Annotated in this window: 16 protein-coding genes; 13 read left to right on the plus strand and 3 right to left on the minus strand. The window is 71.4% G+C overall.

Annotated features, from left to right (window positions below; genetic code table 11):
• Positions 1-232: 232 nt before the first annotated feature.
• The 8 genes from ACIQK6_RS27180 to ACIQK6_RS27215 all read left to right on the plus strand — a co-directional run bounded on the left by ACIQK6_RS27180 (position 233) and on the right by ACIQK6_RS27215 (position 6,942).
• A complete protein-coding gene (locus tag ACIQK6_RS27180; RefSeq protein ID WP_329099779.1) occupies positions 233-898 on the plus strand; it encodes an HAD family hydrolase in 666 nt (221 codons plus the stop codon).
• A 43-nt stretch (positions 899-941) separates the two neighbouring features.
• Complete coding sequence (locus tag ACIQK6_RS27185; RefSeq protein ID WP_402695633.1) at positions 942-2,180, plus strand: MFS transporter; 1,239 nt, start codon at positions 942-944, stop codon at positions 2,178-2,180.
• On the plus strand, positions 2,152-3,300 hold the full coding sequence (locus tag ACIQK6_RS27190; RefSeq protein WP_329107738.1) for an acetoin utilization protein AcuC: 1,149 nt from the start codon (positions 2,152-2,154) through the stop codon (positions 3,298-3,300). The genes ACIQK6_RS27185 and ACIQK6_RS27190 overlap by 29 nt, the downstream gene beginning before the upstream one ends.
• 94 nt (positions 3,301-3,394) lie before the next feature.
• Positions 3,395-4,225 carry a phosphatase gene (locus tag ACIQK6_RS27195; RefSeq protein ID WP_402695634.1) on the plus strand — a complete coding sequence of 277 codons (831 nt, stop codon included), beginning with the start codon at positions 3,395-3,397 and terminating at the stop codon, positions 4,223-4,225.
• Positions 4,226-4,339: 114 nt separating this feature from the next.
• Complete coding sequence (locus ACIQK6_RS27200; RefSeq protein ID WP_008738568.1) at positions 4,340-4,549, plus strand: helix-turn-helix domain-containing protein; 210 nt, start codon at positions 4,340-4,342, stop codon at positions 4,547-4,549.
• A 142-nt stretch (positions 4,550-4,691) separates the two neighbouring features.
• Positions 4,692-4,790, plus strand: coding sequence for a 30S ribosomal protein bS22 (locus tag ACIQK6_RS27205; RefSeq protein WP_003948845.1), 99 nt, complete (start codon positions 4,692-4,694; stop codon positions 4,788-4,790).
• A gap of 95 nt (positions 4,791-4,885) precedes the next feature.
• On the plus strand, positions 4,886-5,962 hold the full coding sequence (locus tag ACIQK6_RS27210; protein WP_329099774.1) for an NAD-dependent epimerase/dehydratase family protein: 1,077 nt from the start codon (positions 4,886-4,888) through the stop codon (positions 5,960-5,962).
• Positions 5,962-6,942, plus strand: a complete 981-nt coding sequence (locus tag ACIQK6_RS27215; RefSeq protein ID WP_329099773.1) for a lysophospholipid acyltransferase family protein — start codon at positions 5,962-5,964, stop codon at positions 6,940-6,942. The genes ACIQK6_RS27210 and ACIQK6_RS27215 overlap by 1 nt, the downstream gene beginning before the upstream one ends.
• A 94-nt stretch (positions 6,943-7,036) precedes the next feature.
• Here ACIQK6_RS27215 and ACIQK6_RS27220 read toward each other — a convergent pair whose 3' ends face one another.
• The 3 genes from ACIQK6_RS27220 to ACIQK6_RS27230 all read right to left on the minus strand — a co-directional run bounded on the left by ACIQK6_RS27220 (position 7,037) and on the right by ACIQK6_RS27230 (position 10,633).
• Positions 7,037-8,245, minus strand: coding sequence for a DUF5667 domain-containing protein (locus tag ACIQK6_RS27220; protein ID WP_329099772.1), 1,209 nt, complete (start codon positions 8,243-8,245; stop codon positions 7,037-7,039).
• A 228-nt stretch (positions 8,246-8,473) separates the two neighbouring features.
• A complete protein-coding gene (locus tag ACIQK6_RS27225) occupies positions 8,474-9,286 on the minus strand; it encodes an ECF subfamily RNA polymerase sigma factor, BldN family (RefSeq protein WP_329099771.1) in 813 nt (270 codons plus the stop codon).
• Between the two features lie 360 nt (positions 9,287-9,646).
• Positions 9,647-10,633 (minus strand): HAD-IB family hydrolase, encoded by a 987-nt coding sequence (locus ACIQK6_RS27230; protein WP_329099770.1) that lies wholly within the window; start codon positions 10,631-10,633, stop codon positions 9,647-9,649.
• 98 nt (positions 10,634-10,731) lie between these two features.
• Between ACIQK6_RS27230 and ACIQK6_RS27235 the strand changes: the two genes are divergently transcribed.
• The 5 genes from ACIQK6_RS27235 to ACIQK6_RS27255 all read left to right on the plus strand — a co-directional run bounded on the left by ACIQK6_RS27235 (position 10,732) and on the right by ACIQK6_RS27255 (position 16,434).
• Positions 10,732-11,019: a glutaredoxin family protein gene (locus tag ACIQK6_RS27235; protein WP_030012801.1), complete on the plus strand. Its 288-nt coding sequence runs from the start codon at positions 10,732-10,734 to the stop codon at positions 11,017-11,019.
• A 273-nt stretch (positions 11,020-11,292) separates the two neighbouring features.
• Positions 11,293-12,099, plus strand: a complete 807-nt coding sequence (locus tag ACIQK6_RS27240; protein WP_150258652.1) for a redox-sensing transcriptional repressor Rex — start codon at positions 11,293-11,295, stop codon at positions 12,097-12,099.
• Positions 12,096-13,805 (plus strand): glutamyl-tRNA reductase, encoded by a 1,710-nt coding sequence (locus ACIQK6_RS27245; RefSeq protein ID WP_329099769.1) that lies wholly within the window; start codon positions 12,096-12,098, stop codon positions 13,803-13,805. Before ACIQK6_RS27240 ends, ACIQK6_RS27245 begins: the two co-directional genes overlap by 4 nt.
• Positions 13,802-14,770: a hydroxymethylbilane synthase gene (gene hemC / locus ACIQK6_RS27250; protein ID WP_329099768.1), complete on the plus strand. Its 969-nt coding sequence runs from the start codon at positions 13,802-13,804 to the stop codon at positions 14,768-14,770. Before ACIQK6_RS27245 ends, hemC begins: the two co-directional genes overlap by 4 nt.
• Positions 14,767-16,434 (plus strand): bifunctional uroporphyrinogen-III C-methyltransferase/uroporphyrinogen-III synthase, encoded by a 1,668-nt coding sequence (locus ACIQK6_RS27255; protein ID WP_329099767.1) that lies wholly within the window; start codon positions 14,767-14,769, stop codon positions 16,432-16,434. The genes hemC and ACIQK6_RS27255 overlap by 4 nt, the downstream gene beginning before the upstream one ends.
• The last annotated feature ends 21 nt before the right edge of the window (positions 16,435-16,455 follow it).

Here is a 16,455-nt window from a genome sequence, read left to right on the forward strand (position 1 = left end):
GGGGGACCCTGTGGGAGAGTAGGACGCCGCCGAACAATTATTGCGGAAGCCCCGCACCAGCCCTTTATGGGTTCGGTGCGGGGCTTTTCTGCGTTTACCGGCCGGATCCGGCCCGATCGAGCCGGCCGTGTGCTTCCCGTCTGTCGTCCGAATGGCCGCAGCAGCCCGGTGACGCGTCGTCGGCGGCCCGGCGAGACGGGCCCTACGTCCCTTTAGTTCGTACTGTGGGGGTATGGGCTACGACCTCGTCATCTTCGACAACGACGGCGTGCTGGTGGACAGCGAGCCGCTCGCCAACAGCATCCTCGCCGGGTACCTGACCGAGCTGGGGCACCCGACCACCTACGAGGAGTCGGTCCGCGACTACATGGGGACCGCCGTGCACCGGGTGCACGACCTCGTCGTCGAGCGGACCGGGCAGCAGCTGCCGGCCGACTTCGACGAAACCCTGCACGCGCGGACCGTCGCCGCGTTCGAGCAGGAGCTGAAGCCCGTCCCCGGCGTGGAGGAGGTGCTGGGCGCGCTGACCGCGCAGGGGGTCGGCTACTGCCTGGCCTCCTCCGGAAGCCACGACCGGATCCGGGTCGGGCACCGGGTGGCCGGGCTCGACGGGTGGTTCGAGGAGGAGTGGATCTTCAGCGCGCAGGACGTCGGCCAGGGGAAGCCTGCTCCCGACCTGTACCTGCACGCGGCGCGGCAGATGGGCGTGGAGCCCTCCCGGTGCGTCGTCATCGAGGACAGTCCGCTCGGCGTCCAGGCCGCCGTCGCCGCGGGCATGGACGTGTACGGGTTCACCGCGATGGTGCCCGCCGACCGGCTCCCCGGAGCGACCGGACACTTCGGTGACATGAAGCAGCTCACCGGGCTGCTCGGGCTGGAGGCCGGACTCGGTATGTGATCTCTCTACCCACGGGTAGCCCGTGGCCCTACGCTGACCCGCCATGACGGATGATGTGCGGCTGCGGCGCGGCCGCGGCGCTCTGGGGTTCAGTTTCTTCGTGCAAGGCGTCGCCTTCGCGCTGCTCGTGACGCGGATCCCGGCCATCCAGGACCGGTACGGGATATCCGACGGCCTGCTGCCCGCTTTCCTCGCCGCCGTGCCGGTCCTCGCGGGGGCGTCGAGCGTGGCCACCGAGCACCTGGTGAAGCGGGTGCCGCCCAGCGTCGTACTGCGATGGGCGCAGCCGCTGGTGCTGCTGTCCCTGCTGGGTGTCGGCGCCGGCGGCCAGATGTGGCACGTGGCGGTGGCCCTGGGGGCGTTCGGGCTGTCGGTGGGTGCGCTGGACGCCTCGATGAACATGCTCGGGGTCAGCCTGCAGCGGGCGTACGGGCGGAGCATCATGCTCGGTTTCCACGCCGCGTACAGCCTCGGCGGGATCCTGGGGGCCTCGGCCGCGTGGGCGGGGGCACACTGGGAGCTGAACCTCTTCGTCAGCTACCTGCCGGCCGTGGTCGTGCTGTTGCCGATGGCGCTGCTGGGGAGCCGGCGCTACGTCGACGGGACGGCGGGCCGGGGGGCGACCGACGGGAAGGGAACGGGGGCCGGAACGGGGGCCGGCGGGTTCAAGTTGCTGCTGCCGCTCTGCCTGGTGATGGCGTGTGCGTACATCGGGGACTCCACGGTGGCGAACTGGAGTGCCAAGTACCTCCAGGACGTGCTCGGGAGCTCGGAGCAGATGGCGACCGTCCCCTACAACGTGTACATGGTGACCACCCTCGTGGGGCGGGCCGTCGGGGACCTGGGCGTGCGGCGCTTCGGGGCGGCGGCCGTGGTGCGGGCCGGGACGCTGGTGGCGGCCGCCGGGTTCGCCGTGGTGGCGGCGGCGCCGGGGGCGTGGGTGGGGATGCTCGGCTTCACGCTGCTGGGGATCGGGCTGTGCGTGATCGTGCCGCAGACCTTCGCCGCGGCGGGACGCTTGTTCCCGGGGGCGTCCGACACGGCCGTCGCGCGGCTCAACATCTTCAACTACGTAGGCTTCCTGATCGGGTCTCCGCTCGTCGGGGCGATCGGCGACGCCTGGAGCTACCGGGGCGCGATGTTGGTGCCGATGGCGCTGGTCCTGGTGACGCTCTTCCAAGCCCGCTCATTCGGTTCCGAGGGCGCCCGATACGGTGTGCGGCATGAGCGGCGAGCCGGTGACCGGGCTGTTGATGTGGGACGAGGCGGTAACGAGGTATGACTTCGGACCGAGCCATCCGATGGACCCGGTGCGCCTGGCGCTGACCATGGGCCTGGTCCGCGCCTTCGGGCTGGACCGGGAGATGGAGGTACGGGCGGCGCCCGCGGCCGGGGACTCGACGCTGCGGCTCGTCCATCGGGAGGACTATGTCGCGGCGGTGCGCGAGGTGTCCGCAGACCCGGGGGTCGCGGACGGTTCGTACGGGCTGGGGACCCTGGACGATCCGGCCTTCCACGGGATGCACGAGGCGTCCGCGCTGATCGCCGGGCAGTCCGTGGCGGGTGCGGAGGCGCTCTGGCACGGTGAGGCCGAGCACGCCGTGAACTTCGCCGGCGGGCTGCACCACGCGATGCCGGGCGGGGCGGCCGGCTTCTGCGTCTACAACGACGCTTCGCTCGCGGTGGCGCGGTTGCTGGAGCTGGGGGCCGAGCGGGTCGCCTATGTGGACGTGGACGTGCACCACGGGGACGGCGTGCAGGCGGCCTTCTGGGACGACCCGCGGGTGCTGACCATCTCGATGCACGAGCACCCGCGGACGCTGTTCCCGCAGACCGGCTGGCCCGAGGAGACCGGCGGCCCGGGGGCGGAGGGCTCGGCGGTGAACATCGCGCTGCCCGCGGGGACCGGGGACGCGGGCTGGCTGCGGGCCTTCCACGCGGTCGTGCCGGAGCTGCTGGCGGACTTCCGGCCGCAGGTGCTGGTGACCCAGCACGGGGCCGATACGCACTTCGAGGACCCCCTCGCCCACCTGGCGGTCTCGCTGGACGCCCAGCGGGCCGTCCAGGAGGCCTGTCACCGGCTCGCGCACGAGCACGCGGGCGGGCGGTGGCTGGCGCTGGGCGGGGGCGGGTACGCGGTGGTGGACGTCGTCCCGCGGTCGTGGACGCATCTGGTGGGGATCGCCGCGCACCGGCCGGTGGATCCCGAGACGGCGGTGCCCGCCTCGTGGCGGGACGAGGTGTACGCACGGACGCGACAGTTGGCGCCGGCCCGGATGACGGACGGGCGGACCCCGTCGTGGCCGGATTGGGACGCGGGCTACGACCCGGCGGACCGGACGGACCAGGCCGTTCTGGCGACGCGCAGGGCGGTGTTCCCGCTGCGCGGCATGCTGACCTGAGCGCGCGGTGCCGGCCTGCCGCATCGTTACGCCAACTGTGGGGCTGTTGGGTGGAATTGATGACCCGCCAGAGGGGTTGGGGCAGCATCGGAGGGTGTTGAGCACCGGTGCGCTGCGTGCGCATCTGCTGGCCGCCCGGTTGGCCGGGCCCGTCGCCACGTCGCGGGAGGAGAGCCTGCGCAGTTACCGGCTGTTCGCGGCGCGGGATCCGCGGGTGATGCTGGGGCTGGATCCGGAGTGGGCGTGGGGCGAGGGTGATCTGCTGAGGCTGATGGCGGACAAGTGCGGGGTCTCGGCGGATCCGGCGCACGTCAGCGGGCCGGACGTGATCGATCCGGAGCGGACGGTGGCCGCACTGGAGGCGTTCGCGGGACGGCTGTGCGAGGCGGCGAGGGCGCGGTCGCCGGTGCTGTTCGGGACGGGCCATCCACACCGACTCCTGGGTTTCTACGCCGGTTTGGCGGAGGCGCTGTCGGCGGCGGGATGTGTTGTCCTCACCCCGGCGCAGGGGGTGAGTGTCGACATGGCGACGCGGTTCGGCGTACGCACGCACAGCATCGAATACGTACGGGGGGTCGCACTGGTGCGGGAACCCGGCGTGCGGGTGCCGGGGAGTGCGACCGGCGTGCACACCCATTCGCCGCTGCCGGTTCGGGTGGCGCTGGGGGCCCTCGCGGAGGCCGGCGGGCCGCTGCCGGAGCTGGTGGTGGGGGACCACGGGTGGGTCTGCGGTGCAGGTCAGCTCGGTGTGGAGGCCATCGGGTTGGCGGATACGGATGATCCCGCGCTGTTCGTCGGGGAGGCCGAGGGGCGGGTCTCGGTGGCCGTTCCACTTGATGACGCGGTGCGAGCGGACTACTACCGACCGCTCGCGCGGTACGTGCTCGGCCGCGCGAGTCTGACGGGACGGCAGGAGTGGCCGTAGCTCCTCTTCCCCACTCGTATCACGCGCCCCTACTCTGGGGAGTGAGCGTGCGACGACGAGGAGTAACCGGAGGGGAAGCCGGTGCCCGTCATGCGCGGAAGGTCAAGGTGTGTCATGGCTGCTGGCGAGAGGCCTCTCAGTGAGGTTCAGTTCCTGACCGTGGCGGAGGTCGCCTCGGTGATGCGAGTGTCGAAGATGACCGTGTACCGGCTGGTGCACAACGGTCATCTGCCCGCAATCCGGGTGGGCCGGTCCTTCCGGGTCCCCGAGAACGCGGTCCACGAGTACCTCCGAGAGTCCTACGTGGGGGTGGAGTCGGCCTGAGACTGAGGCTCGGGACGCCCCTGGCTACGACGCGGAAGCGCTCGGATTACAAGCTCAGAGCTCGGGCGGGTAGGCTAGGCCGACGTAGGTCGTGTGGGCCCAGACGCCCCGCACCAGTGAAGAGAAGTGAGCGAGGGTAGTCGTGGGCTCTGTTATCAAGAAGCGGCGCAAGCGGATGGCTAAGAAGAAGCACCGCAAGCTGCTCAAGCGCACCCGCGTCCAGCGCCGTAACAAGAAGTAAACGGCAGCTGTACGTGTTCTCCGCAGCCCCTCCACCATTCTTGGTGGAGGGGCTGCGGTGCAGCCGGGGGACTTCTCGAGGGAGGCGCTGAGCTCGTGGGGAAGGTCGTACTCGTCACCGGGGCTGCCCGGCAGTTGGGCGGCCGCTTCGTGCGCCGGATCCAGCGCGATCCGGACGTCGAGCGGGTGATCGCGGTGGACGCCGTGACGCCGCCGCACCGGCTCGGATCGGCGGAGTTCGTCCGTACGGACATCAGACAGTCGGCGATCGCCAGAGTGCTGGCCGAGCACGCCGTGGACACGGTGGTCCATCTGGCGGTCACCGGAGGAAGCGCGGGAACGGGCGGTGCGCACAGCACCGTCAAGGAAACCAACGTCATCGGCACCATGCAGCTCCTCGGAGCCTGCCAGAAGTCGCCGACGGTACGACGGCTCGTGGTGAAGTCCAGCACCAGCGTGTACGGCGGAACCCCCCGGGACCCGGCCGTGTTCACCGAGACCACGGAGCCGAAGTCCCTGCCGGCGGGCGGCTTCGCCAAGGACGCCGCCGAGGTCGAGGGGTACGTACGGGGCTTCGCGCGCAGGCGGCCGGACGTCGCCGTGTGCGTCCTGCGGTTCGCGAACATCTTGGGGCCCTTCGCGGACTCGGCGCTCGCCGAGTACTTTTCGATCCCGGTGATGCCGACCGTGCTGGGGTACGACCCGCGGCTGCAGTTCGTGCACGAGGACGACGTCCTCGAAGTGCTGCGGCTGGCCGCGGGGGAGCCCAGGCGCGGGACCTTGAACAGCGGGACGTTCAACATCGCGGGTGACGGCGTGCTGCTGCTGTCGCAGTGCTCGCGGCGGCTCGGGCGGCCCACGCTGCCGCTGCTGTTGCCCGCGTTGAACTGGGTGGGCGCCGCGCTGCGGGCGGTCGGGGCCAGTGACTTCTCGCCCGAGCAGATAAGGCTGCTCACCCATGGCCGGGTCGTGGAGACCGCGCAGATGCGCGAGGTCCTCGGCTTCGAGCCGCTCTACACGACCGCGGAGACCTTCGCGGACTTCGCGCGGAGCCGGGGGACCGGGCTGCTGCCGCCGGAGCGGGTCGGACGGGTCGTGGATCGGGTGGCGGCCATGCTGGATGCAGACGGGCTCAAGGACGACGCCTACGCGGTTGAAGGAGCGAAGCGATAGTGGCGGACGCCAAGGTCATTCCGTTCGACGAGGACCGGCCGCGGCGGCGGATCCCCCGCCGTGTGCGGGCGGTGCCCGCTGCCGAGCCGGTGGTGGAGCCCCCGGCGGCTCCCGAGCCGGCGCCGGCCGCGGTGCCCGGCGACAGCTGGGACCGGCGGATCGCCGGCGGGCTGGCGTTCCTGCGGCGGCGGGTCACCGGCGACTACGAGGTCGACGACTTCGGCTACGACAAGGAGCTGACGGACCAGGTCCTGATGTCCTTGATGCGGCCGCTGTACGACAAGTACTTCCGCGTCGAGGTCAAGGGCATCGAGAACATCCCGGCGGAGGGCGGCGCGCTGATCGTGGCGAACCACTCCGGGACGCTGCCGCTGGACGGGCTGATGCTGCAGGTCGCCGTGCACGACCACCACCCGGCGGAGCGGCACCTGCGGCTGTTGGCGGCGGACCTGGTGTTCATGCTGCCGGTGGTCAACGAGCTGGCCCGCAAGGCGGGGCACACCCTGGCGTGCGCGGAGGACGCGCAGCGGCTGCTGGAGGCCGGAGAGCTGGTCGGTGTGATGCCGGAGGGCTTCAAGGGGATAGGGAAACCGTTCGGGGACCGGTACAAGTTGCAGCGGTTCGGGCGCGGCGGTTTCGTGTCGACGGCGCTGCGGGCGGGGACGCCGATCGTGCCGTGCTCGATCGTGGGGGCGGAGGAGATCTATCCCATGGTCGGCAACGCGAAGACGCTGGCACGGCTGCTGGGGGTCCCGTACTTCCCGATCACGCCGACCTTCCCGTGGCTGGGGCCGCTGGGCGCGGTGCCGTTGCCGACGAAGTGGACGATCCAGTTCGGGGAGCCGATCCCGACGGACGGGTACGCCGCGGAGGCGGCGGAGGACCCGATGTTGATGTTCAACCTGACGGACCAGGTGCGGGAGCAGATCCAGCACACGCTCTACAAGCTGCTGGTCCAGCGGCGGTCCGTGTTCTTCTGACGCGCTGTCGGCGGAAGGCCGAACGGCGGCAGGGTCGAAGGACCGGTGGCGCAGGGGAAAGGGCGGGGCTGCCTCGGCAGCCCCGCCCTTCCTGTTACTCGGCGTCCTCCGCGCCCAAGCCCAGGCCCGGGAGGAGCCCCGGGAGCAGGGGCGGGATGGTGATGTCCGGCTTCGGGGTCTCCGACGTGCCCGAGGGGGGCGGGGCCGACTGTCCCGCGGGCGGGTTGAGCAGGTCGCCCGTGCCGCCCAGGAGGCCGCCGGCGGGCGGCCGGGAGCTGCCCGAGGGGGACGGCGCCGCGGGGCTGCCGGACGGCGTGCTGCCGGCCGCCGGGGCGGACGGATGGGTGCCGCTCGGGGTGCCCGGCTTGGCGGACGAGCCGGGGGTGCCCCCGGTGCTGCGGGTCTTCTCCGGTGCCTTGGGGAGCAGGCTCTGCAGCGGCGCCACGTCTTGGTCTATGGCCTGGAAGACCGACTCCACTTCACCGCCCACGTCCGTGAGCTGTGCCGGGAGCTTTTCGCGGAGCTTGCCCCACGCGTCGCGGTGGGAGCGGGAGAACGACGACAGCTTCTGGATCGGGCCGAGCGAGCCGTCCCGTTCGTACGCGGCCTGGAGGAGGCGGTGGCCTTCCTCCGCGTCGTGCTTCACGCCCGCCAGGGCGCGGCGGATCGCGCCCAGGGACTCGTGGTCCAGGTCGCCCAGCCGGCCCCGCTCCATCAGCCGACGGGCTTCCGACAGGCGGTTCGAGGCCTGGTCGAGATAGAGCTCGCCCCGGTCCGAGTCGTCGTCGGCCATCCCCAGCTTCAGGTCCTCCATGCCCCGCTTCACGGGGTAGAGGTGGTCACCGGGCAGGGCGTCGGTACTGGCAGCGGCCACTCCGCTGAAGGCTCCCGCGGCCACACCCACGGTGAGGCCGCCCGCTGCGATGCCCTTGGACCAGCGGGAGCGTGGCCGCAATTTCCGGAGCGGGGTCGCCCGGTGGGCGCCGCGGCCGGTCCGCTGTTCGGGCACCTGAGGGTCCGAGGCGGCACCGCCCCCGGCCCTCTCCTCCAGCACCATGGCCTCCATGGCTGCAATGAGCTGGGCTCGTTGCACCACTTTGACCTCGGGGTCCAGCACTGGGCGCGGCATTCTTTCGCCGAGCACGCTCGCCAGGTCCAACAGCCGGTCGTGGTCGGCAGGTTCGGCAGGTGCCTCGGACTGCTCGGCCGCCGAGTCCGGATCTGGAAGGTCGGATGGGGTCCGATCCTCCAGGGCCTGGGCGAAGGCGTTCGCCCGCCGGTGCGGGGTCACGTTCGCGATCACTGGCGGCACCTCCTCTCGTCATGACGATCGACTCCCCAAGGTGTCCGGAAGGTTGCCTTCCTTGAGCGCATCCACACTTTCGAGTGAGCGGCTTCGGGCGAGGCGTGTCCACAGGGAGCCTGCATTCCGCACAACGAGCGTCGCGGCACTTGGGTTACGGACGAAGGATGATCTGACCACAGCGTCATCGAGGGGTCACCGAATGTGAGGTTGTCTGGGGTCGGAGGGTCAGCGGGCGTCTTCGGGGAGGAGGCGTGCCAGGGTGCGCACCGCCCGGTACTGGAGCGTCTTGATGGCGCCCTCGTTCTTCCCCATCACCCGGGCCGTCTCGGCGACCGAGAGGCCCTGCAGGAAGCGCAGGGTCACGCACTCCTGCTGCTGCGGATTGAGCTTGCGCACGGCCTCCAGCAGGGCCGCGTTGGAGAGGGATTCGAGGACGGAGTCCTCGGGGCTGCGCTCGACCTCGTTCGCGTCGAGCATCTCGCCGGTGGTGACCTCCAGCCGGAACCGGCTGGACTTGAAGTGGTCCGCCACCAGGTTGCGGGCGATCGTCACGAGCCAGGCGCCGAAGTCGCGGCCCTGCCAGGTGAAGGTGGAGATCCGGCGCAGGGCGCGCAGGAACGTCTCGCTGGTGAGGTCCTCCGCGGTCGCCTTGCCGCCGACGCGGTAGTAGATGTACCGGTAGACCGTGTCGTTGTACTGGTCGTAGAGGCGACCGAAGGCCTCGGCCTCACCCGCCTGGGCGCGTTCGACCAGGTCCATCATGCGGGCCTGGTCGCTGTCCGCCGTGGGGCGGCGGTGGGTGGTCTGGGTGCCGGCGCCGGAGGCGTTCGAACTGCCGGCGGCGCGACCTCGTCTGCCCACCGTCGCGCCGCCGTCGGTCAGGGCATAGCAAGGACCGGCCGGGCCGAGGCCGGCAGGGACCGCGGCGGCGAAGGCGGGGGCGGCGTACGCGGTGGGGACGAAGCCGCGCAGGTGGTCGAGGACCGTTGCGCGCAGCTGAGCCAGGCCCGAGGCGTCAACCCCGACAGATGGGTACACGGGACTCCCAGAGGCAGAGCTTCCATCACGTGCAGTGCGGAACCGTTCACCCGTCGTGGCGACAGATGGCCGGTGGCATGCGTTTGAGGAGAATAACGCTTCGTACAGGCAGCACTACACCCAGTTGCTCAAATCACCGGTTCCGACACTTCTGTTGCGTGTCGAGGGCATATTCGGTCGCAGTTGGTGATCGATTCTTGATCGCTTGGATGCGCGGAATGGACGCTTCCAAGTGGTCCCGCGACCGAGTCGGGCATGCCGGAGTGCCGTGCCGGGGGCGCGGGTAGAGGGGTGCGAAGCTCCGGAGCGGAGTCGAGGCCCGGGCGGGCCCGGGGCTCTTGGGCCCCGGGCCTGGTGTTGTTACTTGCGGCGACGGTGCAGCGCGATGGCCGCGGCCGCGCCGCCCGCGATCGCGCCGACGCCGGCGGCTGCCGGGACGCCGACCTTCACGGCCTTGCGGCCGGTCCGATAGTCGCGCAGTCGCCAGTCGTTGGTGCGGGCATGCTTGCGCAGTTTTGTGTCGGGATTGATCGCGTACGGATGTCCGACCAGTGACAGCATCGGGATGTCGTTGTGTGAATCGCTGTAGGCGGCGCAGCGTTCGAGGTCGAGCCCCTCGGCGGCGGCCAGGGCGCGGACCGCCTCCGCCTTCGCGGGGCCGTGCAGCGGCTCGCCGACCAGGCGGCCGGTGTAGATCCCGTCGACGGACTCGGCGACGGTGCCCAGGGCCCCGGTCAGGCCGAGGCGGCGGGCGATGATCGTGGCCGTCTCCACGGGGGCGGCGGTGACCAGCCACACCTTCTGGCCGGCGTCGAGGTGGGCCTGCGCCAGGGCGCGGGTGCCCGGCCAGATCCGCTCGGCCATGTATTCGTCGTAGATCTCCTCGCCGATCGCCATCAGCTCGGAGACCTTGTGGCCCTTGACGATGGACAGCGCGCTGTCGCGGGCGTCCTGCATGTGCTCGGGATCCTCGACCCCGGCGAGCCGGAACCAGGCCTGCTGCCAGGCGAAGCGGGCGAGCTCGCGGCGCCGGAAGAACTCGCGCTTGTAGAGGCCGCGGCCGAAGTGGAAGATCGCGGCGCCCTGCATGACGGTGTTGTCGAGGTCGAAGAAGGCGGCGGCGAGATCGTCGCCGGCGACCGGGAAGACGGGTTCGTCCGGGGTCTGCTCCGGGCCCTCTTCGGCGAGGGCTTCCGGTTCCGTTTCCGGTTCCGTTCCGGGTTCGGTGAACGCTGGGGCCTCGGCCAGAGCGGTCTTGCGGGCGGCCTCGGCCGAGGCCTCGCCCGCCAGCACGCTGCGTGCAGTGGCGGAGCGTCGACGAGGGGGGAGCCATCCGAGAGCGGCCATGACGCGAGCATAGCCACTGTGTTCGGGAGTTCCCGAACCGATGGGATGCCGAGGTGTGAACTCTTCGAGGCGCTGCTGTTACGCGAGGGCGCGGGAGAATGGGTGGCATGAGCCCTTTGTTGCGCCGCAAAGAAAAGAAGAGTCCCGGGGAGCGGACGGTGACGCTCATCGGGAAGCCGGGGTGTCACCTGTGCGACGAGGCGGAGGAGGTGGTGGCGAAGGTGTGCGCCGAGACGGGTGCGCAGTGGGAGAAGAAGGACATCTCGCAGGACGAGGAGCTCTACCGGCTGCACTGGGAGCAGATTCCGGTCGTGCTCGTGGACGGCGAGCAGCACACCTTCTGGAGGGTGAACCCCGACCGGCTCCGGCGGGCGTTGGGGGCCTGACCTTCTTCCCGGTTACCATCATGGGCGATTTATGGGGTCTCGGGGGCGTATCTGTGAGGAGTGTGCACGGTTTTGCCCCCTTTCGGATTTGAACGGGTTCGACGTGCCGATGGTTCCGGCTTTACGTGCCGGAGTCGCGTGACCCCGGTCACTTTGGACGGACAAACCGGACACAATCTTTGTGCACGCGTTCACAAAGGCATAGCCTGCTGTCGACGGGGCGGTCCTGGGACAAGTGGCCGCCTGCAGCCCCGCTCATCCCGCAGGAGCATCGTGGCAACTGGCCGAACTCACCGACCGGCGACCCGCAGCCGAGGTATTCCCGAGGCCACTGTCGCCCGGCTTCCGCTGTACTTGCGTGCCCTCACCGCGCTCTCCGAGCGATCGGTGCCCACGGTGTCCTCCGAGGAGCTCGCGGCCGCCGCCGGAGTCAATTCCGCGAAACTGCGCAAGGACTTCTCGTACCTCGGTTCCTACGGGACCCGCGGCGTCGGCTACGACGTCGAGTACCTCGTCTACCAGATCTCCCGCGAGCTCGGCCTGACCCAGGACTGGCCGGTCGTCATCGTCGGCATCGGTAACCTCGGCGCCGCCCTCGCCAACTACGGCGGCTTCTCCGCGCGCGGCTTCCGCGTCGCGGCCCTCATCGACGCCGACCCGGCGATGGCCGGCAAGCCGGTCGCCGGCATGGCCGTGCAGCACACCGATGATCTGGAGAAGATCATCTCGGAGAACGGCGTCTCGATCGGCGTGATCGCGACGCCCGCGGGCGCGGCGCAGCAGGTCAGCGAGCGGCTGATCGCGGCGGGCGTGACCTCCATCCTGAACTTCGCGCCCACCGTGCTGTCCGTGCCCGAGGGCGTGGACGTGCGCAAGGTCGACCTCTCCATCGAGCTCCAGATCCTCGCCTTCCACGAGCAGCGCAAGGCCGGTGAGGAAGCGGCCGCCGCTGCCGCCGGCAGCTCCTCCGTGGGCGGCGCCGCACCTGCCGCGGCCGTGGTGCCGCCGGCCGGGCGGACCGCCGCCGAGCAGCGCAAGGGCGGGCCCGAGGGCGACGTGCCGGCGGTGATGCCGGCATGAGCCTGCTCGTCGTAGGGCTGAGCCACCGCAGCGCACCCGTGAGCGTGCTGGAGCGGGCCTCGCTGTCCGTGGACGCCAAGGTGAAGCTGCTGCACGACACCCTCGCCGCCGAACCGGCGACCGAGGCGACCGTGCTGGCCACCTGCAACCGGATCGAGCTGTACGCGGACGTGGACAAGTTCCACGCCGGCGTCGCCGAGCTGTCCACCCTGCTCGCGCAGCACAGCGGGGTCGGGCTGGAGGAGCTCACCCCGTACCTGTACGTGCACTACGAGGACCGGGCGGTGCACCACCTGTTCTCGGTGGCGTGCGGACTGGACTCGATGGTCGTGGGCGAGGGACAGATCCTCGGCCAGATCAAGGACGCGCTGGCGCTGGGGCAGGAGCTCCACACCGCCGGGCGGCTGATCAACGACCTGTTCCAGCAGGCGCTGCGGGTCGGCAAGCGGGCGCACTCCGAGACCGGGATCGACCGGGCCGGGCAGTCGCTGGTGACCTTCGGTCTGGAGCAGCTCGCCGTGAACGTGCCGGTGGGCGAGTGGGCCGCAGGCAAGCGGGCGCTGGTCATCGGCGCCGGGTCGATGTCCTCGCTGGCCGCGGCGACGCTGGCGCGGGTCGGGGTCGCCGAGATCGTCGTGGCGAACCGGACCGCCGACCGGGCGGAACGGCTCGCGGAGATTCTGGTTGCCTCGGGCACCGGGGTCGCGGCGGTGGCCGTGCCGATGGCTCGGGTGGCCGATGAGCTGACACGAGTCGACGTGGTCGTGTCCTGCACCGGCGCCACCGGGCTCGTGCTGACCGCCGACGACGTTCTCGCCGCCGTCTCCTGGGGCTCCGCCCCGGACCCCGCGCCCCAAACTTCCCCGGCTACCGCTGGGAAGGGCCCCCTGGCGGGGCTGGATGCGGCGCCGGCGGGGCCGGGGTTGGCGGGGCAGGACGCCGAGGTGCTGGCACGGCTGGTTGCCGCGGCCCGGGCCGGAGGCCGGATCGCCGATGCCGGAGCCGTGCGGGCCATGCCCGGGAACGCCGAGGCCGACGGGTGCCCCGTCGGCCCGGACGGCCGCTCCGCGCTGACCGGGGTCGACGCCAACTCCCTCGAACTGCACGGGACCTGGGCCGACCAGGGCGAGGCCGCCGCACAGCGACAGCCCCGCAGGAGCACCCGTACGCAGTCCCACGCCACCGACGTCCGGCTCGCGCTGCTCGACCTGGCCATGCCCAGGGACATCGACGCGGCCGTGCACCGGATCCCGGGCGTCCGGCTCGTGGACATCGAATCCCTCGCCGAGGCGTCCGCCGACGCCCCGATGGCGACCGACGTCGACGCCGTACGCGGGATCGTCGCCCAGGAGGTCGCCGCCTTCGGCGCGGCACAGCGGGCCGCCCACATCACGCCCACCGTCGTCGCCCTGCGCGCCATGGCGGCCGAGGTCGTGGCCATGGAAGTGGCCCGCCTCGACGGACGGCTCCCCGACCTCGACGAACGGCAGCGTGCCGAGGTAACCCAGACCGTGCGCCGCGTCGTGGACAAGCTCCTCCACGCGCCGACCGTGCGCGTCAAGCAGCTCGCCAGCGAGCCCGGCGGCGCCGGGTACGCCGACGCACTGCGCGAACTCTTCGACCTCGACCCTCAGACGGTTGCTTCCGTCAGCCGGGCGGACGCGGCCGATCCGATGAACGACGACGACCCAGGACGGGCATCATGAACACACGTCCCGACCAGCCGCTGCGGCTCGGTACGCGGCGGAGCAAGCTGGCCATGTCCCAGTCGGGGCACGTCGCCGACGCGGTACGGGCCGTCACCGGCCGGGCCGTCGAGCTCGTGGAGATCACGACCTACGGCGACGTCTCGCGCGAGCACCTCTCGCAGATCGGCGGGACGGGCGTCTTCGTCACGGCCCTGCGCGACGCGCTGCTGCGCGGCGAGGTCGACTTCGCCGTGCACTCGCTGAAGGACCTGCCGACCGCGCAGCCCGACGACCTCGTGATCGCGGCCATGCCGCGCCGCGAGGACCCGCGGGACGCGCTCGTCGCCCGGGACGGTCTGACCTTCGAGCAGCTGCCCGAAGGTGCCCGCATAGGTACCGGCTCGACCCGGCGCACCGCCCAGCTCAACCACCTGGCGCTGGCGCTCGGCAAGCGGATCGAGACGGTGCCCATCCGCGGCAACGTCGACACCCGGATCGGCTTCGTCCACGACGGCGAGCTCGACGCCGTCGTCCTGGCCGCCGCCGGTCTGAACCGGATCGGCCGCGGCGGGGAAGCGACCGACCTGCTGTCCGTCGACAGCGTCCTGCCGGCTCCCGGCCAGGGCGCCCTGGCCGTGGAGTGCCTCGCGTCCGACACGGACCTCATCGCCGCGCTCGGTCAACTCGACGACCCGCACACCCGGGCCGCCGTGACCGCCGAGCGTTCCCTGCTCGCCACCCTGGAGGCAGGCTGCAGCGCACCCGTGGGCGCGTTCGCCGACCTGTTGGCCGACGGGGAGATTGTCAATGAAATGCGCCTGCGCGGCGTCGTCGGAACCCTCGACGGCACGACGCTGGTGCAGCTGTCCACCACCGGTCCCGTGCCCCAGTCGTACGACGAGGCCATGGCGCTCGGCCGCGAACTCGCGGACGAGATGCTGGCCAAGGGCGCGGCCGGTCTGATGGGGGAGCGATCGCTTTGAACCCCTCAATTCCGACCACCTCCGCCTATCCGGCCGTCGCCGCCCACGGACGCGTCACCTTCCTCGGTGCCGGCCCGGGCGACCCGGGTCTGCTGACGCTGCGCGCCGTCGAGGCGCTCGCCGCCGCGGACGTACTGATCGCGGAGCCCGAGGTGCTCGAGGTCGTGCGGACTCATGCGCGGGCGAACGTCGACACGCCGCAGCTGACGATTGCTGATGAAGTGTCAGCAGCCGCCGGGGTCCCGGTGATCCGGGACGCGGCCAATCTTGTCATGGAGGCCGCACGCTCCGGCAGGCGGGTCGTGCGTGCCGTCACGGGCGACCCCGGGCTCGACGGCAACGCCGCCGAGGAGATGCTCGTCTGCGCCACCGCCGGCATCCCCTTCGAGGTGGTGCCGGGTGTTGCGACCGCGGTGGGCGTGCCCGCGTACGCCGGTGTCCCGCTGCGCGACAAGCAGGGCGCGGACGTGCGGTTCGTCGACGCGAAGACCGCCTCGGCGCGCTGCTGGAGCGAGGTGGGCGCGAGCGACGGCATCCTCGTCGTGTCCGCGACGCTGGAGACCGTCCCGGCGGCCGCCGCCGAGCTGGTGAGCGCCGGGCGCAAGCCCGACACCCCGCTGACCGTGACCGTCGCCGGTACCACCACGCGGCAGCGGACCTGGTGCGCGACGCTGGGCACCATCGCCCAGGTGTTCAAGCAGGGCAAGGTGCTCCCCTCGCCCGAGGGCGCCCGCCCCGTCATAGCCGTGGTCGGTGAGCACAGCGCCGCCACGCGGCGCGAGGACCTGTCCTGGTTCGAGTCGAAGCCGCTGTTCGGCTGGCGGGTCCTCGTACCGCGCACCAAGGAGCAGGCCGCTTCGCTCTCCGACCAGCTGCGTTCGTACGGCGCGGTGCCCCACGAGGTGCCGACCATCGCCGTGGAACCCCCGCGCACCCCGCAGCAGATGGAGCGCGCGGTGAAGGGCCTGGTGACGGGCCGCTACGAGTGGATCGCCTTCACCTCGGTCAACGCCGTGAAGGCCGTCCGCGAGAAGTTCGAGGAGTACGGTCTCGACGCGCGCGCCTTCGCGGGCATCAAGGTCGCCGCGGTGGGCGAGCAGACCGCCGCAGCCCTCGTCGAGTTCGGCGTGAAGCCGGACCTGGTGCCCAGCGGTGAGCAGTCCGCGGCCGGACTGCTGGAGGACTGGCCGCCGTACGACCCGGTCTTCGACCCGATCGACCGGGTGTTCCTGCCGCGCGCCGACATCGCGACCGAGACGCTGGTCGCCGGGCTGATCGAGCTCGGGTGGGAGGTCGACGACGTCACCGCCTACCGGACGGTCCGCGCGTCGCCGCCGCCGGCGGACACGCGCGAGGCGATCAAGGGCGGCGGCTTCGACGCCGTTCTCTTCACGTCCTCGTCCACGGTCCGCAACCTGGTCGGGATCGCCGGGAAGCCGCACAACGTGACCGTCATCGCCTGTATCGGGCCGGCGACGGCCAAGACGGCGGAGGAGCACGGGCTGCGCGTGGACGTACTGTCCCCGGAGCCGTCGGTGTCGAAGCTGGCGGAGGCCCTCGCCGAGTACGGTGCGGCGCGCCGCGAGGCGGCCAAGGAGGCCGGCGAGACGGTGTTCCGGCCGAGCGAGCGACGGCCGGGGGCGCGGCGGCGTCGTACGACGTGAGCGGATTAAGGGCCGGACACG

The organism is Streptomyces sp. NPDC091682, assembly GCF_044756625.1.
Classification (GTDB): Bacteria; Actinomycetota; Actinomycetes; order Streptomycetales; family Streptomycetaceae; genus Streptomyces.

Excerpts from the sequence above, each read along its gene's own strand:
- ACIQK6_RS27180 (WP_329099779.1), top strand. The coding sequence starts at position 233 with ATGGGCTACGACCTCGTCATCTTCGACAACGACGGCGTGCTGGTGGAC.
- ACIQK6_RS27185 (WP_402695633.1), top strand. The coding sequence starts at position 942 with ATGACGGATGATGTGCGGCTGCGGCGCGGCCGCGGCGCTCTGGGGTTC.
- ACIQK6_RS27190 (WP_329107738.1), top strand. The coding sequence starts at position 2,152 with ATGTGGGACGAGGCGGTAACGAGGTATGACTTCGGACCGAGCCATCCG.
- ACIQK6_RS27200 (WP_008738568.1), top strand. The coding sequence starts at position 4,340 with ATGGCTGCTGGCGAGAGGCCTCTCAGTGAGGTTCAGTTCCTGACCGTG.
- ACIQK6_RS27230 (WP_329099770.1), bottom strand. The coding sequence starts at position 10,633 with ATGGCCGCTCTCGGATGGCTCCCCCCTCGTCGACGCTCCGCCACTGCA.
- ACIQK6_RS27235 (WP_030012801.1), top strand. The coding sequence starts at position 10,732 with ATGGGTGGCATGAGCCCTTTGTTGCGCCGCAAAGAAAAGAAGAGTCCC.
- ACIQK6_RS27245 (WP_329099769.1), top strand. The coding sequence starts at position 12,096 with ATGAGCCTGCTCGTCGTAGGGCTGAGCCACCGCAGCGCACCCGTGAGC.
- hemC (WP_329099768.1), top strand. The coding sequence starts at position 13,802 with ATGAACACACGTCCCGACCAGCCGCTGCGGCTCGGTACGCGGCGGAGC.